The 22096-nt window shown below is 70.0% G+C and carries 23 protein-coding genes and 2 tRNA genes; 10 read left to right on the top strand and 15 right to left on the bottom strand.

Features of this window, described 5'->3' with window-relative positions; all coding sequences use genetic code 11:
* The first annotated feature begins 2 nt into the window (after positions 1–2).
* The 4 genes from ACF1AG_RS31520 (at position 3) to ACF1AG_RS31505 (ending at position 4569) form a co-directional block, all read left to right on the top strand.
* Positions 3–1577, top strand: a complete 1575-nt coding sequence (locus ACF1AG_RS31520) for an NADH-quinone oxidoreductase subunit M (RefSeq protein ID WP_359599729.1) — start codon at positions 3–5, stop codon at positions 1575–1577.
* Positions 1574–3085, top strand: coding sequence for an NADH-quinone oxidoreductase subunit N (locus ACF1AG_RS31515; protein ID WP_359599727.1), 1512 nt, complete (start codon positions 1574–1576; stop codon positions 3083–3085). The genes ACF1AG_RS31520 and ACF1AG_RS31515 overlap by 4 nt, the downstream gene beginning before the upstream one ends.
* A gap of 231 nt (positions 3086–3316) precedes the next feature.
* The gene (gene htpX / locus ACF1AG_RS31510; protein ID WP_359599725.1) at positions 3317–4177 is read left to right on the top strand and encodes a zinc metalloprotease HtpX; all 861 of its coding nucleotides are present in this window, start codon (positions 3317–3319) and stop codon (positions 4175–4177) included.
* Complete coding sequence (locus ACF1AG_RS31505; protein WP_359599723.1) at positions 4174–4569, top strand: YccF domain-containing protein; 396 nt, start codon at positions 4174–4176, stop codon at positions 4567–4569. Before htpX ends, ACF1AG_RS31505 begins: the two co-directional genes overlap by 4 nt.
* Before the next feature lie 125 nt (positions 4570–4694).
* Here the strand turns inward: ACF1AG_RS31505 and ACF1AG_RS31500 are convergent, their stop codons facing one another.
* Entirely contained in the window at positions 4695–5984 is a 1290-nt protein-coding gene (locus ACF1AG_RS31500; RefSeq protein ID WP_359599722.1) for an APC family permease, read from the bottom strand.
* 93 nt (positions 5985–6077) lie between these two features.
* Between ACF1AG_RS31500 and ACF1AG_RS31495 the strand changes: the two genes are divergently transcribed.
* Positions 6078–6344: a GlsB/YeaQ/YmgE family stress response membrane protein gene (locus ACF1AG_RS31495; RefSeq protein WP_026243884.1), complete on the top strand. Its 267-nt coding sequence runs from the start codon at positions 6078–6080 to the stop codon at positions 6342–6344.
* A gap of 133 nt (positions 6345–6477) precedes the next feature.
* On the opposite strand, the gene ACF1AG_RS31490 is transcribed toward ACF1AG_RS31495, so the two are convergent.
* Positions 6478–6966 carry a YajQ family cyclic di-GMP-binding protein gene (locus tag ACF1AG_RS31490; protein WP_359744275.1) on the bottom strand — a complete coding sequence of 163 codons (489 nt, stop codon included), beginning with the start codon at positions 6964–6966 and terminating at the stop codon, positions 6478–6480.
* Between the two features lie 236 nt (positions 6967–7202).
* Between ACF1AG_RS31490 and ACF1AG_RS31485 the strand changes: the two genes are divergently transcribed.
* Positions 7203–7284, top strand: a tRNA-Tyr gene (locus tag ACF1AG_RS31485).
* A gap of 172 nt (positions 7285–7456) precedes the next feature.
* On the opposite strand, the gene ACF1AG_RS31480 is transcribed toward ACF1AG_RS31485, so the two are convergent.
* The 11 genes from ACF1AG_RS31480 to ACF1AG_RS31430 form a co-directional block, all read right to left on the bottom strand.
* The gene (locus tag ACF1AG_RS31480) at positions 7457–8824 is read right to left on the bottom strand and encodes a tyrosine-type recombinase/integrase (protein WP_391810775.1); all 1368 of its coding nucleotides are present in this window, start codon (positions 8822–8824) and stop codon (positions 7457–7459) included.
* Positions 8825–8893: 69 nt separating this feature from the next.
* Positions 8894–9082: a helix-turn-helix domain-containing protein gene (locus ACF1AG_RS31475; protein ID WP_364119952.1), complete on the bottom strand. Its 189-nt coding sequence runs from the start codon at positions 9080–9082 to the stop codon at positions 8894–8896.
* Between the two features lie 172 nt (positions 9083–9254).
* Positions 9255–10397, bottom strand: coding sequence for a DUF3631 domain-containing protein (locus ACF1AG_RS31470; RefSeq protein ID WP_391810774.1), 1143 nt, complete (start codon positions 10395–10397; stop codon positions 9255–9257).
* Positions 10394–10723: a hypothetical protein gene (locus ACF1AG_RS31465; RefSeq protein WP_391810773.1), complete on the bottom strand. Its 330-nt coding sequence runs from the start codon at positions 10721–10723 to the stop codon at positions 10394–10396. The genes ACF1AG_RS31470 and ACF1AG_RS31465 overlap by 4 nt, the downstream gene beginning before the upstream one ends.
* A gap of 86 nt (positions 10724–10809) precedes the next feature.
* Complete coding sequence (locus tag ACF1AG_RS31460) at positions 10810–11757, bottom strand: bifunctional DNA primase/polymerase (protein ID WP_391810772.1); 948 nt, start codon at positions 11755–11757, stop codon at positions 10810–10812.
* A 95-nt stretch (positions 11758–11852) separates the two neighbouring features.
* A complete protein-coding gene (locus ACF1AG_RS31455; RefSeq protein WP_391810771.1) occupies positions 11853–13640 on the bottom strand; it encodes a MarR family transcriptional regulator in 1788 nt (595 codons plus the stop codon).
* Between the two features lie 295 nt (positions 13641–13935).
* The gene (locus ACF1AG_RS31450; protein ID WP_391810770.1) at positions 13936–14247 is read right to left on the bottom strand and encodes a hypothetical protein; all 312 of its coding nucleotides are present in this window, start codon (positions 14245–14247) and stop codon (positions 13936–13938) included.
* A 10-nt stretch (positions 14248–14257) separates the two neighbouring features.
* On the bottom strand, positions 14258–14626 hold the full coding sequence (locus ACF1AG_RS31445) for an RRQRL motif-containing zinc-binding protein (RefSeq protein WP_391810769.1): 369 nt from the start codon (positions 14624–14626) through the stop codon (positions 14258–14260).
* Positions 14626–15636, bottom strand: coding sequence for a DUF2637 domain-containing protein (locus ACF1AG_RS31440; RefSeq protein ID WP_391810768.1), 1011 nt, complete (start codon positions 15634–15636; stop codon positions 14626–14628). Before ACF1AG_RS31440 ends, ACF1AG_RS31445 begins: the two co-directional genes overlap by 1 nt.
* Positions 15633–16166: a hypothetical protein gene (locus ACF1AG_RS31435; protein WP_391810767.1), complete on the bottom strand. Its 534-nt coding sequence runs from the start codon at positions 16164–16166 to the stop codon at positions 15633–15635. Before ACF1AG_RS31435 ends, ACF1AG_RS31440 begins: the two co-directional genes overlap by 4 nt.
* Positions 16163–16432 (bottom strand): DUF6284 family protein, encoded by a 270-nt coding sequence (locus ACF1AG_RS31430; protein WP_391810766.1) that lies wholly within the window; start codon positions 16430–16432, stop codon positions 16163–16165. The genes ACF1AG_RS31435 and ACF1AG_RS31430 overlap by 4 nt, the downstream gene beginning before the upstream one ends.
* Before the next feature lie 770 nt (positions 16433–17202).
* On the opposite strand from ACF1AG_RS31430, the gene ACF1AG_RS31425 reads away from it, so the two are divergent.
* A complete protein-coding gene (locus ACF1AG_RS31425) occupies positions 17203–18210 on the top strand; it encodes an XRE family transcriptional regulator (protein ID WP_391810778.1) in 1008 nt (335 codons plus the stop codon).
* Here the strand turns inward: ACF1AG_RS31425 and ACF1AG_RS31420 are convergent.
* Both ACF1AG_RS31420 and ACF1AG_RS31415 read right to left on the bottom strand, forming a co-directional pair.
* Positions 18194–18982: an NUDIX domain-containing protein gene (locus ACF1AG_RS31420; RefSeq protein WP_391810765.1), complete on the bottom strand. Its 789-nt coding sequence runs from the start codon at positions 18980–18982 to the stop codon at positions 18194–18196. The two genes, ACF1AG_RS31425 and ACF1AG_RS31420, sit on opposite strands and share 17 nt — an antisense overlap.
* Positions 18983–19073: 91 nt before the next feature.
* Positions 19074–20126 (bottom strand): Shedu anti-phage system protein SduA domain-containing protein, encoded by a 1053-nt coding sequence (locus tag ACF1AG_RS31415; RefSeq protein WP_391810764.1) that lies wholly within the window; start codon positions 20124–20126, stop codon positions 19074–19076.
* 177 nt (positions 20127–20303) lie between these two features.
* Between ACF1AG_RS31415 and ACF1AG_RS31410 the strand changes: the two genes are divergently transcribed.
* From ACF1AG_RS31410 to ACF1AG_RS31400, 3 genes are all read left to right on the top strand, one after another.
* A tRNA-OTHER gene (locus ACF1AG_RS31410) sits at positions 20304–20431 on the top strand.
* Positions 20432–20715: 284 nt separating this feature from the next.
* Entirely contained in the window at positions 20716–21600 is an 885-nt protein-coding gene (locus tag ACF1AG_RS31405) for a hypothetical protein (RefSeq protein WP_391810763.1), read from the top strand.
* Between the two features lie 280 nt (positions 21601–21880).
* Entirely contained in the window at positions 21881–22093 is a 213-nt protein-coding gene (locus ACF1AG_RS31400) for a hypothetical protein (protein WP_086703910.1), read from the top strand.
* Positions 22094–22096 lie beyond the last annotated feature (3 nt).

The raw sequence follows: 22096 nt of genomic DNA, 5'->3' as shown, positions 1-22096 counted from the left end.
GCGTGATCGATATCAACGAGTCCGTGATGCAGGTTCTTCTGGCATTGATCGTCGTCGGCCCGCTCCTCGGCGCGGCCGCCGCTCTGCTGCCCGCCCCGCCCGGGCTGAAGGGGAAGTCGCCCGAGCAGGCCGTGCTCCGCCACGGCGTCACCGTCACCGGCGTTATCCTCATCGCCGCGATCGTCCTGGCGCTCGGCTTCGACCACGACCACCCGTCGAAGATGCAGGCCACGACCGACATCAGCTGGATCCCCGCACTCGACGTGCGGATCCACCTCGGCATCGACGGCATCTCGCTCCCCCTTCTGGTCCTGACCGCCCTGCTGACCTTCCTCAGCGCCCTCTACTCGTACTTCAAGCCGCCCGCGGGGCCGTCCCCGAAGGGCTTCGTCGCCCTGCTGCTCGTCCTCGAGTCCGGCACCCTGGCGACCTTCGCCGTCCTCGACCTCGTCCTGTTCTTCCTCGCCTTCGAGACCGTCCTCATCCCGATGTACTTCCTCATCGCCCGCTGGGGCGGCGAGGGCCGGGCCGGGGCCGCCTGGAAGTTCATCCTGTACACCCTGCTCGGCTCGGTGGTCATGCTGCTCGGCCTGCTCCTGATCGGGATCAAGGCGGGCACGTTCGACATGGTGGCACTCGCCACTGACAACGGCCGGTCACTCTCCGTGTCCGTGCAGGTCGTCGCGGTTCTGGCGATCGGGATCGGGCTCGCGGTGAAGACGCCGATGTGGCCGCTGCACAGCTGGCTGCCCGACGCCCACACCGCCGCCCCGACGGTCGGCTCCGTCCTGCTCGCCGGCGTCCTGCTGAAGATGGGCACGTACGGCTTCGTCCGCATCCTGCTCCCGGCCGCGCCCGACGGCTTCCGCACCTTCGCGCCGTACCTCGCCGCGTTCGCCGTCGTCGGCATCGTCTACGGGTCCCTGGCCTGCCTCGCCCTGGCCAGGAAGGGCGCGAAGGGGGACCTCAAGCGTCTGATCGCCTACTCGTCCGTCGGCCACATGGGCTTCGTCCTGCTCGGCATCGCGACCATGACCCCGACCGGCGTCAACGGCGCCCTGTTCGCCAACATCGCCCACGGCCTCATCACCGGCCTGCTGTTCTTCCTGGTCGGCGGCCTGAAGGAACGCACCGGCAGCACCGACCTCGACGCCCTCGCCCAGGAGACCGGGGCCGCCCTCTACGGCAGGGCGCCGCGCCTCGGCGGTCTGCTCGCCTTCGCCGCCGTCGCGTCCCTCGGGCTGCCCGGCCTCGCCGGATTCTGGGGCGAGATGCTGGCGCTGTTCGGCGCCTTCGAACCCGCCGAAGGGCTGAGCCGCCCGGCCTTCCTCACCTTCATGTCGATCGGCGCGTTCGGCACCCTGCTCACCGCCGCCTACCTGCTGATCGTGGTCCGCCGCGTCTGCATGGGCGCCGCGCCGAAGGACACGCCCGCATACACCGACGTGCGCTCCTACGAGTTCGCGGCCTGGACCCCGCTCGTCGTCCTCACCGTCGTCGCCGGCCTGTGGCCCAGGGCCCTCCTCGGGCTGACCGATCCGGCCGTGCAGCAGCTCCTCGCAGGAGGCACCCGATGAGCTCCCTCGTCCAGTCCGTCGACTGGCTGGCCATCGCACCGCCCACCGTCGCGGCGGTCGTCGCACTCGTCGTGCTGGTCGCCGACCTGTTCCTCGCGGAATCCAGGAAGCCCCTGCTCGGCTGGATCGCCGTGGGCGGACTCGTGCTCGCCGCGCTCATGCTGCTGCCGCTCCTCGACGCCGACCGCTCGACCTTCTGCCTGGTCGGCGACGCCGAGGTGTGCAGCTACACCGCGGACCGCTTCACCCTCGTCATCCAGTTCCTGGTGCTCGGCGGCGCCCTGCTCTCCGCCCTGCTGTCGGTGACCGCGCTGAAGGACTCCGGCAAGCGGCTGCCCGAGGGCGAGTACTGGTTCCTGTTCCTCTCCTCCGCCGCCGGCGCGGCCCTGCTGCCCGCCTCCCGGGACCTCGCGACCCTCGTCGTCGCCCTGGAGGTCGCCTCGCTGCCCGCGTTCGCCCTGGTCGGCCTGCGCCACGGCGACCGCAGGTCCTCCGAGGCTGCCCTGAAGTTCTTCCTGTCCTCCGTCACCGCCACCGCGGTCAGCCTGCTCGGCATCAGCTTCGTCTACGCCGCCACCGGCACCCTCCACCTCACCCGGGTCGCCGAACGCATCCAGGACGTCGACGGACAGCTCGCCACCCTCGCGCAGACCGGCGTCGTCCTCACCCTCGTCGGCTTCGCCTTCAAGACGGCCGCCGTCCCCTTCCACTTCTGGGTCCCCGACACCTACGTGGGCGCCCCGCTGCCGATCGCCGCCTACCTCTCCGTCATCGGCAAGGCCGTCGGCTTCTCCGGCCTCGTCCTCGTCACCGTCGTCGCCCTCCCCTCGTACGCCGACGCCTGGGCGCCCGCCCTGGCCGTGCTGGCCGCGCTCACCATGACCGTCGGCAACGTCGGCGCCCTGCGCCAGCAGTCCACGCGCGCGTACAGCGCCGTACGCCTGCTCGCCTGGTCGTCCGTCGGCCAGGCCGGCTACCTGCTGGTGCCGATCGCCGCAGCCGGGTACTCCGACGACCCCGAGAAATCGGTCGGCGCCACCCTCGCCTACGCCCTCATGTACGGCGCCGTGAACCTGGGCGCCTTCGCGGTGGCCGCCCTCGTCGGCCGGGCGCACCGGCTCAACCGGGTCGCCGACTACCGCGGCCTGTACGCCGCGAGCCCGCTCACCGCGCTGCTCATGGGCTTCTTCCTGCTGTGTCTGGCCGGCCTCCCGCCGGGCGTCATCGGCCTCTTCGCCAAGGTCACCGTGTTCGCGGCGGCCGTCGACGCGGGCCTCGGCTGGCTGGCCGTCGTCATGGCCGTCAACGTCGTCATCGCGCTGGTGTACTACCTGCGCTGGACCGCGCTCCTGTTCCGTGAGCCTGAGACGGCCCCCGGCGGCGAGGCGGCGGCCCACCGCCTTCCCGCACCGCTCACCGCGGCGCTCGCCCTGACCGGCGTCCTCGGTATCGCCCTGTCCGGCGCCCCGCAACTGGTGCTGCGCTTCACGGAAACCGGGCTCTTCTAGGCGTCCGGCGCTCCACGCGCGCGGGACCGCCGCCCCGCCCGCCGCGGCCGTTCACCCGGACGGTTGACACGCGCCACCGCGCCCACAAGGGAACTCGTGCCCTTCGCCTGGCGTTGACCGATACGGGAGGGTCCACTGGAGACGTGACGCCACGACACCAGTGGGCAGCGCAGGTCAGACGGAAGATCAGCTAGCAAGGGTTCCCCTGCCGCACGACTTGGAGGGCGTACCGTGCACCGCCGGCACAACGGGCTCAGGACCGCGGTCCTCCTCGGGGGACTGTCCGCGCTCATCATCGTCATCGGCAGCTTCTTCGGCCGTATGGGGCTCGTCATCGCCGTCGTCGTAGCGCTGGGCACCAACGCCTACGCGTACTGGAACAGCGACAAGCTGGCCCTGCGGGCGATGCGGGCGCGGCCGGTGAGCGAGTTCGAGGCCCCCGGCCTGTACCGGATGGTCCGTGAGCTGTCCACGCAGGCCCGCCAGCCCATGCCCCGCCTGTACATCTCGCCGACGGAGGCCCCCAACGCCTTCGCCACCGGCCGCAATCCGCGCAACGCGGCGGTGTGCTGCACGGAAGGCATCCTGCGCCTCCTCGACGAGCGGGAGCTGCGCGGCGTGATCGGCCATGAGCTGAGCCATGTCTACAACCGCGACATCCTGATCTCCTCGGTGGCCGGCGCCCTCGCCTCCGTGATCATGTTCCTGGTCAACTTCGCCTGGCTGATCCCGATCGGCCGCTCGGACGACGACGACGGCCCGGGCCTGCTCGGCATGCTGCTCATCCTCATCCTGGGCCCGCTCGCGGCGTCCCTCATCCAGCTGGCCATCAGCCGCTCCCGCGAGTACGAGGCGGACGCCTCCGGCTCCCAGCTCACCGGCGACCCCCTGGCCCTGGCGAGCGCCCTGCGCAAACTGGAAGCGGGCACCAAGCAGCTCCCGCTGCCCCCTGAGCCGCGTATCGAGACGGCCAGTCACATGATGATCGCGAACCCCTTCCGTCCGGGGCAGGGGCTCGCGAAGATGTTCTCCACCCACCCGCCGATGGCGGAACGCATCGCCCGGCTCGAGAAGATGGCAGGCCACCTGTGAAGACCATCCTGAACCTCATCTGGCTCGTCTTCAGCGGCTTCTGGCTGTTCCTCGGCTACCTGGTGGCCGGTCTGCTGCTGTGCATCACGATCATCGGCATCCCGTTCGGTGTGGCCGCGTTCCGCATCGGCGTCTACGCCCTGTGGCCCTTCGGCTACACGACGGTGGAGCGCCGCGACGCCGGCGCCCCGTCCTTCGTCGTCAACGTGCTGTGGCTGATCCTCGCGGGCTGGTGGCTCGCCCTCGGCCACATCCTCACCGGCCTGGCCCTCTGCGTGACGATCATCGGCATCCCGCTCGGCATCGCCAACTTCAAGCTGATCCCGGTCTCGCTGTTCCCGCTGGGCCGCGAGATCGTCCGTACGGACCAGGCGTTCACGGACCGCTGGTGAGGTGATCGGCGGCACTGCCCGACCGTGGCGGAGGACCGCCGGCCCGAGGTTGTCCACAACCGTCGGTTCGTCCACAGGCCCGCACGCTGCTCGCCGTCACCGCGCATCATGAATCCACGGACGGGTCACCGCCCGTCCGGATCCGGATGACCACCCTGCCGCCGCCCCCACACCTTCCGTACCCCGTACGCCATCACACCCGCACCGAGCACCGCCGCGCCCAGGGCCACCGAGGTCCAGGGCAGGGAGAACGCCAGCGTCAGGCACCCGGCGAACCCCACCGCCGGTACCACCCGGGCCGCGGCACCCCGCCGCAGTGTCCACGCCGAGGCGTTCGCCACAGCGTAGTACGTCAGCACACCGAAGGAGGAGAACCCGACAGCGCCCCGCACGTCCACGGTGGCGGCCAGGACGGCGACGACACCGCCCACGGCCAGCGCCGCCCGGTGCGGCACGTGGTATCGCGGATGGACGGCGGCCAGCGGCGCCGGGAGGTGCCGGTCCCGGGCCATGGCCAGCGTCGTCCGCGACACCCCGAGCAGCAGGGCGAGCAGCGACCCCAGCGCGGCGACCGCCGCGCCCGCCCGCACGACCGGCGCGAGTCCGGGCACCCCGGCCGCCCGCACCGCGTCGGCGAGCGGCGCGACGGACGCACCGAGCGACTCCGACCCCAGCACGGCAAGGACGGCGACGGCGACAGCCGCGTACGCGACGAGCGCGATGCCCAGGGCCACCCGGACGGCCCGCGGGATCGTGCGCGCGGGATCCCGCACCTCCTCGCCGAGGGTCGCGATCCGCGCGTACCCGGCGAACGCGAAGAACAGCAGACCGGCCGCCTGGAGCACTCCGCCGGCCCCGCCCGACGCGCCGTCGTCCAGCCGGCCCGGAGCGGCGTCCCCGGACGTCAGACACACGACCACCACGGAAGCGAGGACCGCCAGGACCACACCCACGATCGCCCGCGTCAACCACGCGGACTTCTGCACCCCGCCGTAGTCGACCGCCGTGACCAGCACCACGGCGGCGACGGCCACGGCATGCGCCTGTCCCGGCCAGGCGTACGCGCCGACGGTGAGTGCCATCGCCGCGCAGGACGCCGTCTTGCCGACGACGAACGCCCACCCGGCGAGGTAGCCCCAGAACGGCCCGAGCCGCTCCCGCCCGTACACGTAGGTGCCGCCAGAGGCCGGGTACAGGGCGGCCAGGCGGGCCGACGAGCCGGCGTTGCAGTAGGCGACGACGGCGGCGACGGCCAGCCCGAGGAGCAGCCCCGAACCGGCGGCCCGCGCGGCGGGCGCGAGCGCGGCGAAGATGCCCGCGCCGAGCATCGCGCCCAGGCCGACGACCACGGCGTCGCCCGTCCCGAGGGTGCGGCGCAGTCCGGAAGGGCCGGAATCGGCGGGGGCGTTCGTCATGGGGCCGCACCCTACTGATCAAGGGCAACCGACAGGTGTACTCGTGACGTCCTTCATGGTGCAAAGACCGGCGGGAGAGGGCAGGTACTCGGCATGACGATCATCAGCTGGATCATTCTGGGCCTGCTGGCCGGAGCCATCGCGAAGTTCCTGCTGCCCGGCCGCGACCCGGGCGGCCTCGTCGGCACCACCCTGATCGGCGTCGCCGGCGCGTTCATCGGAGGCTGGATCTCGTCCCGCTGGCTGGACCACCCGATCAGCAAGGACTTCTACGACGGCACCACGTGGGTGGCCGCGATCGGCGGTTCGCTGGTCCTGCTGATCGCGTACCGCATCCTGTTCGGCCACTCACGCGATTGACGACGGGCGGCCGAGGACGACGCGACCGCGACGTGACGACACAACGAGGGTGGGCGCCTGAGCAGGCACCCACCCTTCTGCGTCTGTCCGTCGGTCGGGCGCGTCGGCCGTCCAGTCCGGTGCGTCGGCCGTCCTACCGGTAGTTGACGAACTGCAGGGCGAAGTCGAAGTCCTTGCCCTTGAGCAGCGCGATGACGGCCTGCAGGTCGTCGCGGCTCTTGGAGGTGACGCGCAGCTCGTCGCCCTGCACCTGGGCCTTCACGCCCTTGGGGCCCTCGTCGCGGATGATCTTCGCGACCTTCTTCGCGTTGTCCTGGGAGATGCCCTCCTCGATCGTCGCGAAGATCTTGTACTCCTTGCCCGAGAGCTGCGGCTCACCCGCGTCCAGGGCCTTCAGGGAGATGCCCCGCTTGATCAGCTTGGACTGGAAGACGTCGAGGACTGCCTTCACCCGGTCCTCGGAGTTCGCCTCCATGAGGATCTTCTCCCCGGACCACGAGATCGAGGCGCCCACGCCCTTGAAGTCGTAGCGCTGCGAAATCTCCTTGGCGGTCTGGTTGAGGGCGTTGTCGACCTCCTGCCGCTCGACCTTCGAGACGATGTCGAAACTGGAGTCGGCCATGTCCTGTGGCTCCTTGATTCGGGGTGCGTATCGGGCTGCGCACCGGATGCGTACCGGCGTACTGGGAGCGGTCCCCGAGCCCGGCATCGGCCCCGGACCGCATCCGGACCAGCCTAGTCACCCCCCGGCCCCGGGGTGGCGATCAATCGGGTGGCGGAGCACCCCTGTCCATCGGGTATTGTTTACGTCGTTGCCAGCGAGCACCGCCGGAAGGCGGGGTTCCGTGCAGCAACCCCGGCGGTGTGCCCGAGCGGCCAAAGGGAGCAGACTGTAAATCTGCCGGCTCAGCCTTCCCAGGTTCGAATCCTGGCGCCGCCACGCTGAGAAAGTTGAAACGAGACCCCCTCCGAACTGCGGAAACGCAGGACGGAGGGGGTCTTGCTCGTTGATCGGCCCGATCTGATCGTTATGGGCGCTTTTCCCAGTGTGTCTCACCCTGATTCGGGTGCTGACCAGTCCGTGTGGGGCAGGCGTGGGGCAGCTTCAGCGCCTAGTTGCCGTTCCTCAGTGCCCGCTCGATCCGGGCGTTCGCTGTGGCCGCACCGCCGTCCAGGCACTTGGCGTACACCCGGAACAGCACGGCCACGCTGTGGCCGGCGCGGGCAGCTACCTCCTGCGGTTCCACCCCGGAGCTGAGCCATGTGGACACGGCCGCGTGGCGAAGATCATATGGACGCTTGGCGAGCGGCGACGCGCACTGAGCGGGCGTAAGAGCACGCGCGCGGGCTTCCGCCCATACCTCGCCGTATCCGGTGTCCTGGATCAGCCCGCCGCGCTGCGTCCGGAACAGCCGCCCGTCGGGGGCGACGCCGTACGCGGTGACGTGCCACCGGAGCAGGCTCACGAGATCGGGCGGGATCGGCACCGTGCGGACTGCTTTCCGGGGCCGGTGCTTGAGACCTCGCCGGTCGTGTGCCTCACCACTGTCCGTCCAGGCCGACCCCGAGCGCGGGCGGGTCTCTCGGAGTCGCAGAGTGCCCCACCCTCGCCGGGGCAGGTCGCAGTCCTGGAGACGGAGGCCGATGACTTCCGCCGGCCGCGCCGCCGCGTAGTACATGCAGCCGAAGAATGCGACCAGGCGTCGCCCGCGGGGACTCTGCGTGCGCACGGCATCGAGCAGCGCGAGAGCCTGCCGGGGGTCTGGCACTGAGGCGGGGTCCAGTTCTTCGGCTACCTGCTCCGGAGCTTTCCACTGCACCTGTGGCAGAGGGTTGTCTGTCAGACGGCCGGCGTCGACGGCGTAGCCGAGGGCGTTGTGGAAGATGGCCCGCTTCCGCCGGATGGTCGACGCGGACGCCGTGGCGCCGTCCAGCTTTTTGGTCAGGGCGTCCAGAGCCGCGCGCACGTGCATCCGGTCGGCCAGCGCGGAGGTGGGCAGCGACTTCCGCTCGAACCACGCCAGCACGGCGGCCACATCGTCCGGGAGTTCCTGGTCACGGCGGCTCACGTTGAATGCCCAGCTATACAGAGCCGTCCGCACGGTCTTGGCGTCGGCCATTCCCTTGGTGTTCGTGACAAGCGCCGGCGTCACCGTGGCCATGGCTTCCGCGAGCGTCCGGCGCGTCGACCCGGGGGAGTGCTGCCACTTCATCTCGATGTACTCGCGGGCGTGCTGATACCAACTCACGTCGTTGCGCTTCCGCAGCTCGGAGACCGGCACCCCGGTGGACTCGTCGAACGGTTCCCCAGCGTGCGCGGCCCGCAGCAACTCGGCGCGCCTGCCCTCGGCCAGGGTCTTGGTCCGGAAGGTCTGAGAGTGCGGGGTCTCGCCCGTCTTCCAACGGAGCTCTGCAGAGCTCTGGCCACGGTCCTTCCGCTGGCGGACGGACCAGATGCGAACGTCGTACGTCTTCCCCATCGGGGGCCTTCCTGCGAAAGGGGCCCGGCGAGAACCGGGCCCCTGGGGTGGTGTGGTGAATGGGTGTGATCAGTAGGCGGGCGAATCCAGGTTGCTGAGCCAGTCGTCCAGGTCACTGCGGCGGACCCGCAGGTGACCGTTGGGCAACTTCACGAGTCGGGGTGCCTGTCCGCGTGCGCGCATGCGGTAGAAGGCGGCGCGGCTCATGCCGATCTCTGTGAGGACTTCGGGGAGCTTGAGCATCTTGGTGCCAGCCAAGGTGGTGACTCCTTCTCGGGGCGGGTCGTCGGGGGGTCCCTCTGAGGGCCGCTACTTCCGCTACCGCCGCTACCGCGCAGGTCAGGGGCCTGTTGGAGGTAGCGGGAAGGGGTAGCGGTAGCGGTGCGGTAGCGGCAACCGAAGCCGGTTGCCGCTACCGCATCGGTGCTGGTCAGGCCGCGTTTTCGGTGCCCGGTAGCGGAGGTAGCGGACTTTCCGGGGGTGGGGGGCAGTAGCGGGCCCACGCGTCCCACAGATCGGCGGCGTAGTAGCCCTTGAGGACGCTCCCGGCGGTCTTGATGTTGCGGGAGGCGATCGGCTCGTTGTCCGCCGTCATGTACTCCGCGAGCATCCGACCCAGGCGCCGGTTGTCGAGCGGCTTGCCGTGCAGGTCCGCCCACGGAGCGTCGTCCAGAGCGTTCAGCCGGTCCAGGATCGCGACCGTGGGAAGCCGGTCGATGCCGACCATGACGTGGTCGCGCAGGTCGGTCAGCAGCCTGACTCCGAGGCTGCCTTTGTCGTTGACCTTGGACGCGGTTACCAGGGCGACGCAGGCTTCGCGGGCCCGATCGGGCCAGTCCCCGCCGGCGGCGTCCGCGATCGCGAGCAGCGGTTCCCACACGTCCGCCGGCCGGTCGGTGACCCCGTCGGGCATGTCGGGCCACGCTCCCACGACGGACGCGCGAGCCTGCTCTGCCCAGGTTGCGAGCCGGTCACGGAGCTTGTGTCCCTCGGCCTCGTGGATGCGGGCCCGGAAGGGTTCCACCTTCTCGTTGCGGGCCCGGCGGCGCATGCGGATGACGACGGCCCGGCTCATGATCGTGTCTGGCAGGGAGCCGAGACCGGCGACCGCGACCGCGCAGTATGAGGGGAACGCCTGCACGGTCTGCTGCCCGCCGTCCCCGATGCACCGGTAGGTGACTCCGGTACGGCGGTGGCCTGCGTTGAGGAAGCCGCGCAGTTCCTCGTTGTCCCCTGCCTTCGGCCCGAAGACCGTGTCGATCTCGTCGAACAGGATGGTGGGCTTGCCATTGCCTGCCGAAACCGAGCGGAACAGGGCGGCGGCGGACGCGTTGACGGCGGTCATGGGCTGCGGCACGAGCGTTTCCACGATCTCCAGGGCCCGCGTCTTCCCGGACCCCGGTTCGGGGGACAGGAAGGCGATACGAGGGGTGGAGTCGAAGCAGTCGAGCAGGTGCGCGTGCGCGTCCCACAGCGTCACGGCGACGAACGCGGCGTCGGTGGGGAAGACGTTGAAGCGGCGGTGGAAGGCTTCCACCTCGTTGAGCAGCGCGGCGCCATTGATGGCGGTCATGCGGCGTGCCTCCCTTCACACGGCGGGGTGAGCGCCCCGGTGCAGGCGGAGCGGTGGGCGTCGTACTCGGTGACCAGCGCGGCGACGGCGGCCGGGCCGGTGGCGGTGCCGGTCAGCCCGCAGGCGCAGGTGTAGGCGGCGGTGGGCAGGGCACCGGGGCGCGTCGACCAGCGGGCGCGGTCGTAGTGGTGCCGGTAGACCGGCGGGGCGAAGATCCGGATACCGGGCGCGTCCGGGGTCGGGTCGGCTCCCGGCCGGACTGTGGACCGGTTCGGACGAAAAGCAGTTACGACGCCCTTGCGGGCGGCGCCTGTCGGCTCGCCCACGCCCGCCGTCTCCACAGGCTGTGGAGCGGCGTTCGGGCCGTGCGTGGTCGGGGTGGGGCAATCCAGGGCGGGGGGAGTGGGGGCCGTCATGCCGCCTCCCGTGGGGTGGCGTGGGCGATGACCCAGTCCAGTGCGCTGCGGATGGTGGTGCGGCACTCGGCCGGCGGCAGGCCGGTAGCCTCCCCCGCCCCCTGGATTGCCTGCTCTGCCACGTCGCGCGGCAGGTCGCCCCATGCGACGAACCGGGCGACCTTGCAGGCGCTCTTGTGCAGGGTGCTGTTGCGTCCGCCGTCGGTCGCGGCGGTGATGACGGCGCACTCACGTTCCAGTGCCACCCGCGCGGCGCGCGTGCCGTCATGGACCCGGACGGGCACCGGTGCGGGCCGCTGCGGCTCCGTGAGCAGCGTGGCGAGCCAGCCGGGCAGTTCAGCGACAGGCGCGTCACAGGCGATCTCGTATGTGCCGTCGGGGGTGGTGCTGCCGGGGGCGACGACGTAGCCGCCCCAGGCGCGGGTGTCGATGTGCGGTCCGAGGCGGTCAACGCTGCACTTCAGCCGCGCCCCGGTGGGGGCGGTGAAGTAGAGGTGTTCACCGCGCGCGGTCCGCACCCGGTAGGTGGTGGGGAGCACCTGCCCGGCGCGCTCGCAGAGCGCTTGCAACGAAGTGGCGCCGTCAGGCGCTCCTTCTGGCTCTTCGGCCTTGACCGGGTCCAGGTCGATGACGAGCAGCCCGGCCGGGCCCGTCGCGATCCCCACGTTGTACGGGCGGTGCGCCCACGCGGCGTGGATCAGCTCGGGGTCGGTGGTGGCGCGCTCTTCCGGGGTGCGGTGCCCGTCGGTGCACCGGCCGGTGCGGGGGCAGGCACGTTCGGCGTGCCCGGCCGGCCGCTTGCTGCTGGGGTGCAGCGGGATGACGGGCCAGCCACGTTCAGCCGCCGTGAGCGCGGACGCGAGCAGCGGCAGACACTCCAGGTCCACTGCCGGAAGCGTCGGCGGCGAGCCGGGGACTCGCCGGATCTGCACGGGTTGCGTCATGCTGGGAGACCTCCACAGGTCTGTTGACGGTCTGGTGGAAGACGGCGGCCCCGGTTCTTGGCGGAAGGGGGCCGCCGTCGTCGTTGTGCGGGTGGTCAGGCGGCGGCGGACTCGTCGCCGCGCGTCACGGTCAGGGCGCCGTCCGGGGTGCGGACGACTGCGCCGCTCATGGTCAGTGCCTTGATGGCCTTGGAGACGGCGCCCTTGGACAGGCCCGTGAGCGTCACGAGGTCCTTCTGTCGGACCGGTTCGTCGGCGGTCTCGATGGCCTTCAGCACGCGGGCGGCGGCGCCGTCCGTGGCGGGTGCCGTCTCGGGCGTCGTGTCTTTGACGAGTGTGAGCGTCGGAGTTCCCGCGGCTTCCACCGTGGGCGCCGCGCTGCGGGACCACGGGGAGCGGTCAGGCAGGGCGATGACCACGGACTTGTCCATGTAGCGGACCTTGACGGGGTCGGGCTTGCGCTTGCCGTCCCGGATCAGCGCCACGCCGGGCACGGGCAGTTCGTCGGCGTTCCATCCCTTGGCCTGCGCGTCCTCACCGAGCACGACGCGGGCTTCGGCCGGCGTGCGCACGGCGAGGCAGATGGAGACGCCGATCTGCGGGGCGATCTGCTTGGGGATCCCGTCACCGATGGTGGGCTTCTGCGTCATCCACCACAGGTCGATGCACGCCGCCCGCCCCATCCGTGCGATGGACTCCAGTGCCGGGAGCGCGGACCGCTTGACCGTGCGCGTCTTCCCCTCACCGGCCTCGACCTCGTACGGAACGCTGTCGGCGGCCGTCATGACCTCGGCACCCTCGTCGACCACGACCGTGATGCGCGGCCGGTCCGCCGTCGGGGTCCAGGTGTCCTGTCCCTTGGGCAGGATGGAGAGCCGGTCCAGCATCTCCGTCTCCAGCTCGTCGGTCACATCGATGACCTCGTGCGGGGTGGAGGCGACGCGGGCCCGGTGGTCCCACAACCGGCCTTCCACGCGCTTGAGATCGATGATGACCAGCGCGTTCGTCTCGCCCTCGGACGCGTCGTAGAGCAGCGGCCGGGACGCCACCGACTTGCCAGCACCGGAGCGGCCGGCGATGAGCAACCGTTCCCCCAGCGGCACGGTCACCTGCTCGCCGGTCACCGTGTCGATGCCGAGCGAACGCCGCTCGGGCGTCCACGTCAGATCGTCACTGTCAGCGGCCGAGCGGGTGCGCAGGATCAGTTCGGCCCATCCGCCCTGCTTGCCCGCCTTCACTTGCATGCGCAGGCTGGTGCGCGCCCCGAGCAGCGCGCGGATGTGCTCTTCAGCGCCACGAAGCTTGGTCGCGGTCCACGTGCCGTCGAGCCGGACCGCGCACACGATCCCGGCCTCGGTCAGCCGGGGCCGGCCGGTCAGCGTGCCGGCGAGGCCGCGCTGTTCCGCGTGCTCCTTCCAGTGCTGAGGCTGCAACCGCTTCAGCAGCGCCGACTCCTCGGCCGTGGGCTTGAGTCCGGTGGTGTCGCGCTCGCGCACCGCGATCCACACCGACAGTGCGGTGACGGCGGCGACCACGGCGACGGCCGACCACACCCACACGCGGGCGGAGACCTGCGGCAGCCACACGTAACCGGCCGCGCCGAGGGCGGCGGCGGTCTTGGAGGCGAACAGCCACATCGGGTCCGGCACGCGCCGTTTGGCCGTACGCAACTCGCGCTCGGCGCGGTGGCGCAGGGGGGTGACGCCCTCGGGGTCGACGGCGCGCGCGGTGGCCAGAGCACGGCGGGCGTCGCGCACGAGCGGCTTGCGTTCGGCCCGCAGGGTGGAGCGGCGTTCGGCTTCCTTGCGCCACCGGTCGGCGGTCCAGCGGGCGGCGGTGGCGGCGTACTGGCGATGTGTACGCCAGACTTGAGACTGACTCACGAGTCCTCATTTCCGGGGTTGGTGGGTTGGTGGTGACGGGCCCTGCGACGGCCCGTCACCACACGCGCGTGTTACGCGGAGTGAGCGTGTTTCCGGTTTCCTGGTTTCCGAAGGGGCCCCCTACGCGCGTGCGCGCGAGGGCGGAAACTTCCGTCACCCTGCGTCGCTACGGGGGTTGTGGCGGCCGAACGGCCTTCCGGGGGTCAAACCCCACCCGGAAGGGGGCTCAGGCGCCCTACGGGCCGCCTACGGCTTCCCGCCCGTTGCGGAGCCAGGGAGAGCCATAGGCGGGTGCTCACTTGCCCTTGGGGCGGGCGAGTTTGAGGGTGATGCCGCCGATGCCGAGGGGGCCGGCGGTCTGAGCGAGGACGGTGGCCGTGTGGGCGGCGGCGTCGAGCAGTGCGCACAGCGCGGCAACCAGTCCCCAGCAGCCCATAGCGGCGGCCCCGGCGATGACGAGCGGGAGCAGGTAGTGCCGCAACGGGCGGCCGGCCGGGTCGGTGGTGTGGTGGACGACGACGATGGGCTGTCCGGTGGATGCGGCGCGGCGGTAGGCGTCGGCGGGGATGTGCGGAGCGACGATCCCCGGCGGGTCACGGTGGGACATCAGGACTCCTTCAGGCGCGTAAGCCGTGAGCGGCAGACGGACCGGCCGGCACGGCGTTGTCGGGAAAGGCGCAGGCAGAGCACATGCCGAGCGACGGCGGGATGACGTATCCCGCGTCCCGGCGGCAGGCGGGGCAGGTGCGGCGGGCGGCGTTGGCCTTGGCCAGAGCAGCCCACCGGGCCGGCGTCATCGGACGCACCGGCTTGGCACGGTCGACGCGGTACAGGTAGGCGACCAGCGGTTCCCGGCGACGGCGTGGCCGTTCGAGCTGAGCGGCCACGTCCTGACCGCCGGGCCGAAGCCCGGCGGCGCGGAGTTGGCGGCGGGTGGCGTAGCCGTCGGGGGCGAGGCGCCACCGGTAGATGGGCAGGGCGCCCATCACTGACCCGCGATCGCGAGATCAGCGCGGCGGTCCGCGCCGGGGTCGCGGTGCTCGGCGTAGCGGTGGGAGACCCACCCGACCGACCAGCCGCACAGCTCCGCAGCCGCCCGCACCGACATGTTCGAGGCGAACGCGGCGGCCACGATCCGGCGCGCCTCATCCTCCTGGAGCTTGCCGTCGGCCGGCCCGCGGTTCAGCAGCGCGGCGCGTTCGCGGGCCGCATGCTCCTCGCGCTCACGGCGTTCACGCTCCGCCTGCTCGGCCCGCTCGCGGCGCTCGGCCTCGGCCTGCTGCCGGGCCTGCTGTTCACGCCGCAGCCGCTCTTGTTCACGCTGTTCACGCTCGCGTTCACGGCGTTCACGAGCCTCCCGCTCAGCCTGCTCGGCACGCTCCCGCGCGGCCCGCTCCTCACGGCGCTGCCGCTCCTCCCGCTCGGCCTGCTCACGGGCAAGCGCGGCCTCGTGCTCACGCTGTTCACGGGCGAGCATGGCGGCGTGCTCGCGCTCCTCCCGGGCCTCGGCACGGGCCCGTTCGGCACGCTCGCGGGCCACCTGCTCCCGCCGCTCCCGCTCGGCCCGCTCCTGCTCCTCCTGCGCCGCTACGGCGGCAGCGATGGCGCGCCGGTAGGCGAGGCTGGTCTCTGCAGTGACGATGAGCAGCAGCGGCGCCACGGAGTGGACAGCCACGCCGACCAGGTCTTTCTTCAGTGCGGAGTCGGCGGTGTTGAGTGCGAGGGTCATCAGCCCGGTCATCCACCGCAGCACGACGGGCCAGCGTCCGCCATGCCCCCCGAGGCGGGCCAGCACGTCATCGAGCTTGACCACGATGACCACAGCGGCGTCCACCACGAGCGGCAGGATCGGCGCTGTCCAGTCCCACGCCTCGGCCGTGTGCTTCGCCATGAGCGGCGTCACGGTCAGGATGGAGTACAGCATCGCCCCGCACACGATCAGCCACGTTCCGCCCGACAGAGCGCGCTCCGCTGAACGCGTCTGAACACTGTTCACGCCGCCTCCCCGACCGACTTCGGCGCGGGCATGTACACGCGGCGGAACCCGTTGCAGGCGGCGTCGTAGATGAACACTTCCAGGCACCACTTGGACGCGGCCGACGGGCGTTCACGCACGGGCACCCACTTGGCGTTGGCGGGCACGCCGTGCGTGGCCGTGTCGGCGTAGGCGTCCTCGCGGGAGGCGTAGATGGTGTGCGGCTCGCCGTAGTGCAGCAGCACCGTCAGCGTCTCGCCCTCACGCGGCCCACCGCTCAGGTCCTCGCGCAACCGGCGGATCTCGATGTCCTTCAGCAGCAGCTCCTGCTGCGCAGCGGACAGCTCCTCCACCGCGCGAGCGAGCAGGACGCCCACCTCAGTCGTGGCGGCCTCGGCTCGCTCCGCGCGGTCCGTGACCGCGTACAGCTCCCGCACGTGCCGGCCGAACGCCTCGTTCGCGGCCCCGTTAGTCTGCCGGGCCTGCTCGTTTGCAGTGCGGGCGTCGTCCTCAAGCTGCGCGAGGCGGGCGTGGGTGACGATGCGGATCACGCGGCACCCCCGGGCAGGCTCGCGCCGGCCGTGCGGTTGGCCAGCTCCCGGCGGGCGGCCAGCACGCGGCGGCGGGCCCGGCGGATGCGCCGCGCGTCCACCTCGTTCGGCATGTGGTCGAGGGCGATGATCTGCGCGTCGACCAGCTCGACGCCCGCGAGGATCACGGGCATCTCCTGCTCGATCGCGTCCAGCTCCGCATCCGTCGGCTCCATGAAGTCGGCGAACGCGGTAACAGCGTCCTGAACAGTGACGATGTGGTTCATTGGGTCGTGGTTCCTTCCAGAGAGGAACGGCCCGAACAGAGCCCCCGGTGTTCCAGCACCGGGGGCTCACGCCGTTGAAGTCGGTAGATCCGGCTCCCCTCAGCGCTGCTCGTACGAGACGAGCAGCGGAGGCAACCGGCCGCCGTAAGTGGCACGGCGGAAGGGCTGAAGTTCGAAACGGCAGATGCCGCGAAGGTTCTGCGGATTTCAGATCACGCGATGCCAGTCACCGCCCCGAGGGGCGGATCCGGGCAGGTCACCCGGCCCGACATGGGCGGTCGGGGTGGTGACCCGCACCCATCGACCGCACGTGTTCATGCGGCTGGGTTGGCACTCTGTTGAGTTCTCCACAGCGCGTACTCCGGGCCGTGCGTCCGGGCGCTGCCTCGCACACCGTGATTCCGGGACCGACCCGCAATCTGGTGCGCACCAGTAGAGTGCATCTGGTGCGCACCAGTGTCAAGGTGGTTCGCTGGTTCGGGTGGCGGTCGAACCGTCGCGGTGCATCTCCAGAAGACCTCTGGAGGCAGGGCCGCCGGTAGCCAACAGGGCTTAACTGTCGGCCTGTTAACCCCTGTTGACCTGCGGCGACGTGCGTCAGACTGACAAGGTGGTGTGAGGCAAGCCCAACGCCGGGAGGTGGACCCGTGAGTGCGGGACTTCGGAGTGCGCGGACGGCGCGCGGATGGTCGCAGGAACGACTGGTTCGCGAGATCGAGCAGTTCGCCCGACGGAACCTCACGGACGTTGCGTCAACCGCGAGTCTGCGGGTGTACGTGTCCGAGTGGGAGAACGGCAAGCGCACCATCTCGGACCGGTACGCGCGCATCCTGCGGCAACTCCTCGGCGTCACGGACGGGGAGCTGCGGGATTCCGACCCGGCCCCCGTGGCACCCACCGCCGACGGTTACGACGACCTCCTGAGCCGGATCGATTCGGCCAGTAGTGTCAGCGAGTCCATGGTGAAGATGTTCAACGACCAAACTGAGCTACTGCGGACCATGGACCGCCAGAGGGGCGCCGCGGCCTTGGTCGATCAGATGTCCGGTCATCTGTCCGCCCTTGAAGACGCACTCAACTTCGCTGTGCTGCCTTCCGCTCGTCGGCCCGTGGCGCTCGCGCTCGCAGGCGCCTCAACTCTTGCGGCGTGGCAGGCAATCGACTCGGGGGCCGTCGAGCGGGCGTGGCGACACTACGAACTTGCCAAGCGCGCGGCACGTGACGCTGAGGAACCCATGTATCTGGCCCACGCAATGGGCGAGCAGGCGTACGTGCTCTGCGAAGCGGGACGGCCGGCGCTCGCCGTCGACCTAGTGCGGGATGCTCAGCGCACCGTCGGGCAAGCCGGTTCCGCCCGACTCCGGGCATGGCTGTACGCCGCGGAAGCCGAGATGTGCGCGCACGCCGACATGCCGGACGACTGCCGGCGTGCGCTGGACGCGGCCATGGCCGTTATCCCGCCGGGCCCCGAGGATCGGGACCCGGACATGCTGAGCATCTTCCTGAACGGCGCGCACCTCGCCCGGTGGCAGGGCAACGTGCTCGCCCTGCTTGGGGAGGAGTCGGCGGTGACCAGCCTTTACGGCGCGCTTGAGGTGATGGACCCGACGTTCGTTCGCGCACGCGCCGGCCTCCACGCCGACCTTGCCCAAGCGCACCTCACGCGAGCCGAGTACGACGACGCCAGTACGCACCTGCGGCAGGCCCGACTGTTGGCGAGCCGGACCGGTTCGGTCCGGCAGCGCCGTCGCGTCGACATGCTTACTGCGCGGTTGTGAGGCCCTTCGTGCGTCGGGCGGCCAAGATGTGCAGGAGCGCGACCAGGGTGCCCGAACCCAGCAGCTCACCGCGGGCCATGAGCCCGGGGATGTCCGCCAGCGGTACCCACTCGATGTGGCCGGCCTCTTCTAGGTCGGTCGGCTCACCGACCTTCTCAGCGCCGTGCGCTACGAAGATCTCGTGTGGCGAGTCGACCATGCCGACCATGGGCTGATAGCTCACGACGTGTTCCAGCGACTTGGGCCGCCAACCCGTCTCTTCGACGGTCTCCCGCAACGCCGTGTCTGCCGGATCTTCCCCCTCGTCGACGATGCCGCCGGGAAGTTCCCAGCCGAATTGCTGCGGAACGAAGCGGTACCGCCACATCATCAGAACGCGGTCCTGATCATCAATGACGGCCGTGACTGCCACGTGGTGGAGCCTCACGACGTGGTGTTCGAACCGCTTCACCCCCGGGGGCTCCACGTCCCAGAGCTGGAGTCTGACCCATCGGTTGTCGTACACGTCCCGCTCGCCGTGGATACGCCAGGGTTCCAGCCCTTCCGGACGCTGAACGCTCACCGCGCCCGGCACCCGGTACGAACTCCGTCCCCGCACTTCCAACTGTCCTTCGGAGACAAGACGAGCGAGCACCTGCCGTAGAGCCGTCCGGCCGATGCCGAGTTCTTCCACGAGTGCGCGTTCTGAGGGGAGCTTGTCACCGGGCGCGTACTCGCCTGCCGCGAGTCGCGCGCGAAGCGTCTCGTAGACCTTGGTCGTCTTCGGTCCCATCCGCGGAGCACTCTCCGTTCTGACGTGGTGCGTACCAGCGTAGCGGGGCGTGCTGACGCTTAGGCGTACGGGAGGAGGTGCTGGACACATCTCACGCCGAGTCCAGCGAGTCCTCCTCGAAGCGCAGTGCCATTTCCGCGCGGTCAAGAAGGTCCTCGTATGTAAGGACCTGAGCTCTGCTCAGGTGAGAGTTGAAGGTTCGGATGGTCTGATCAATCTGCTTCCTGGCGAAGTCGGGTACGTGTCTGGAATGGCCTATTACGACAGTGCCGCAGAGGCGACTCATGTCGTATTCGACGCCATGTTCATTGCGGAACGCTTGTTCCATGGCGGCGCCTTGCTGATCTAGCTGCTTTAGATAGTTTATGAGCTGACCGACAGCCAGGTGTACATCGTTTCCGACGACCTGATGGTTGCGGTGCTTCTTGATTAGGTCCTTGATGTTGGGGCCCTTTAGTTCCACGATATGAAGAGCGCCGTTGGCTTCAACGAGCGGGATGTCGTACTCGTCGAGCATAGTCAGGTTTCGGCGGTGTGCTATGCCGATGTATTGCCCGCCAAATATCCACGTGTGCCCTTCTAGGGCACTCTGCATGTCCCGTTCCGTGGTTCTCGGTTCAGTAGCCTTCAGCTTGAGGTTTGCCAGCACACTCCGTCGCCGGGCGATCACGGCGGCCTCTACGGCATTGAGGCCTGAAGCGGAAGCGGTGAGGGCGGTCACGACCGATGTGAGGTCCGCGTGTCCCGCGAGCGTTTCACCCAAAGCTCCCGGGTCCAAGTCGCCGCTATCAAGTAGCGAAAGAATGGTGGCCGAAGCGGATGCGGCGTCGATTAGGCGATACCGCCCGGCAGTGTTGAATGTGCCGGCGAGGAAGGATGCTAGCCTTTCGATCTCCTCGTTCTCGCAGTGCCACCGACTCTTCGGGTTTTCAAAGTCGAATTCATTTGAACCGGGCTTTCGTTCAAATGACTCCAGGCGTAGCTCTTCTTTTTTAATCTCGCCACTGGATGGGCTGCCGAAGACGGAAATGGTTGCCTGCTTGTAGACACGCTGCCCGTTCTTGATGGCTACACTTCGGGCACCGAAATGGCCTTCCTCTTCTCTTGCCGGCAAAACCCACGCGTTCACTTCATCGGTCGACATGGCCCCCCCACGTCAAAGAAAAGCGGATGAGTATCTTGGCATGGAAGGTCCACAAAGTGCCAGAGGTTCACAAGTTGCATAATTCGAACTGGTGATGCATTCGGTGGTGGCGGGGTGAGCGCGAGGGAAGGAGGACGCCCCGCCCTCGCCCAGAGGCACCGGGGCGCAACCAGTGAGGGCAGTGTGGGGCGCTCGCGGGGCAGTGGCAGCACGTTGGAGTAGAAACGGCACGTCAGGCGCATGTCCGCGCGCAGACTGTAAATCTGCCGGCTCAGCCTTCCCAGGTTCGAATCCTGGCGCCGCCACGCTGAGGGAAGCCCCCTCCGACCTGCTGAAAAGCGGTACGGAGGGGGCTTCTTCGTGTGCAATGCACTGCTGCGAACAACGGTCGAGGAACGAGCCGTGTCTCACCTGGTCTCTGGTGGGACTCGATCCTGATCAGTGTGCGTCCCCCAGGCGTCCCCGGGGGACGCGCCCTCCTTCTGCATTCCCGCAGGCCAGCCTCGATCTGGCGAGCTGCTCGGTTCTGGCCTGTGCCGCACCTCCGCGTGGACCAGGCCGGTCTGCCGCTGTGGTGTGCTGCACCACCATGAGATTCTTCCGTGCCGTCATACCCCTGGCGATGATTGGCGGACTCTTCTGGCCGGCGGTGCTGACGTACACCTTCATGGCCGGAGAGCGGGCCACCGCGCAGGTCGCCGAGTGCCATCGGGGAGCGGGCCGATCCCCGCTCAAGTGCACGGGGACATGGCGCACCGCCGGCGGTGACACGGACTCCGGCGAGATCTACGGCCTCAGCCGCAGCGACGAGGGACGCACCGTCGAGGTGCGCGTCGGCCCGTTGGGGCCGTACGTTCCCGGCCTCAAGGCTGCCGCTGCGCCTGTCTCCCTGTCGCTGCTCTGGCTGGCCTCGTTCAGCGCCCTGACGGTGATGCAGATCCGGGCGCGGAAGCGCACTCGCCGGCTCCTCGCGGAACCCGGCGCCCCAGGGAATGCGCTGATCGTCACGCGCAAGGATGCGCGCGCGCCCGACGGCAGGCGCTCGGCGTCGGTGGTCACGCTCCCCCGGCCCGTGCCTGCTGCCCCCGGGGTGCAGACGACGTACTGGGAAGTGCGCGACCCCGCAGGACACCCCTTGTTCCGGGTCGAGAAGCGCCGCGCCAGGAAGTCCGCGCCGGAACTGGTGGTCTGGGACCCCTCCGGCGTGACCGGGCACATCATCCGCAGAGCCGGCGACAACTCACCCGACGGCTACGCGCTGCTTGCTCTTGACGGTACATGGGTGGGCTCCGTCGAACCTTCCCCGGGCACGAAGTGGGGTGCCTACGAGTTCCGGGACGACCGGGGTGTGACGGCCGCCCGGAGCGCCAGCCGCATGCCTGAATGGGTGCTGCGCCTGGAACCCGCCGGCTCGCCACTCCTCTCCCGGCTCGCACTCGCCTTCACCATCGGGCGGCTGCACGGGCACAGGTGAGGGTGGTCCGGTACGGGCACTCCCCGGAGACCGTCATGCGTGTCCTGGTCGCCCCTCGCACCGGACCCGCCACCTGCGGACTCAGCCGCTCGGCGCTCGCCCCTGTCCCTTCTCTCCGGTCGTGGGATCAACCAGGAGGGGGTGCTTGTCTGTGGGCCGGTACCTCGGTTCCGTCCGGTTCCGTCCGGTGCCACGGCTCCTGCCGCGGTGCCCCGTCACCCGGGATCCAGCGCGGCGTCAGTGAGCTGACGGTCCGCCATCCTGAAGGCACACTGAACCCATGTCGCCCCGCCGCCGCCCCTGCCCCGAGTGCCGTCGTGAGATCGCCGTCGTCGCCGGGCGGTACGCGCGGCACGATCCGCCCGGCGCTCGCGGCAGCGGGGAGCTGACCTCCTGCCCGGGATCCCGCCGGCTCGCCCAACCGGGCCCGGAGCAGCCCTCGTTGGACGGCTACGTCGTACCGCCGTTCCCCGGGCAGATGCCCCTCTTCTGAACC

The sequence above is a fragment of the Streptomyces sp. NPDC014764 genome (genome assembly GCF_043082785.1).
GTDB classification, from domain to species: Bacteria; Actinomycetota; Actinomycetes; order Streptomycetales; family Streptomycetaceae; genus Streptomyces; species Streptomyces althioticus.
Note: the sequence above shows the minus strand (reverse complement) of the source record. Positions and strands in the feature narration are given on the sequence as shown.

Excerpts from the sequence above, each read along its gene's own strand:
- ACF1AG_RS31515 (WP_359599727.1), top strand. The coding sequence starts at position 1,574 with ATGAGCTCCCTCGTCCAGTCCGTCGACTGGCTGGCCATCGCACCGCCC.
- ACF1AG_RS31500 (WP_359599722.1), bottom strand. The coding sequence starts at position 5,984 with ATGACGAACGCCCCCGCCGATTCCGGCCCTTCCGGACTGCGCCGCACC.
- ACF1AG_RS31495 (WP_026243884.1), top strand. The coding sequence starts at position 6,078 with ATGACGATCATCAGCTGGATCATTCTGGGCCTGCTGGCCGGAGCCATC.
- ACF1AG_RS31490 (WP_359744275.1), bottom strand. The coding sequence starts at position 6,966 with ATGGCCGACTCCAGTTTCGACATCGTCTCGAAGGTCGAGCGGCAGGAG.
- ACF1AG_RS31480 (WP_391810775.1), bottom strand. The coding sequence starts at position 8,824 with ATGGGGAAGACGTACGACGTTCGCATCTGGTCCGTCCGCCAGCGGAAG.
- ACF1AG_RS31470 (WP_391810774.1), bottom strand. The coding sequence starts at position 10,397 with ATGACCGCCATCAATGGCGCCGCGCTGCTCAACGAGGTGGAAGCCTTC.
- ACF1AG_RS31460 (WP_391810772.1), bottom strand. The coding sequence starts at position 11,757 with ATGACGCAACCCGTGCAGATCCGGCGAGTCCCCGGCTCGCCGCCGACG.
- ACF1AG_RS31450 (WP_391810770.1), bottom strand. The coding sequence starts at position 14,247 with ATGTCCCACCGTGACCCGCCGGGGATCGTCGCTCCGCACATCCCCGCC.
- ACF1AG_RS31445 (WP_391810769.1), bottom strand. The coding sequence starts at position 14,626 with ATGGGCGCCCTGCCCATCTACCGGTGGCGCCTCGCCCCCGACGGCTAC.
- ACF1AG_RS31430 (WP_391810766.1), bottom strand. The coding sequence starts at position 16,432 with ATGAACCACATCGTCACTGTTCAGGACGCTGTTACCGCGTTCGCCGAC.
- ACF1AG_RS31420 (WP_391810765.1), bottom strand. The coding sequence starts at position 18,982 with ATGGGACCGAAGACGACCAAGGTCTACGAGACGCTTCGCGCGCGACTC.
- ACF1AG_RS31415 (WP_391810764.1), bottom strand. The coding sequence starts at position 20,126 with ATGTCGACCGATGAAGTGAACGCGTGGGTTTTGCCGGCAAGAGAAGAG.
- ACF1AG_RS31405 (WP_391810763.1), top strand. The coding sequence starts at position 20,716 with ATGAGATTCTTCCGTGCCGTCATACCCCTGGCGATGATTGGCGGACTC.
- ACF1AG_RS31400 (WP_086703910.1), top strand. The coding sequence starts at position 21,881 with ATGTCGCCCCGCCGCCGCCCCTGCCCCGAGTGCCGTCGTGAGATCGCC.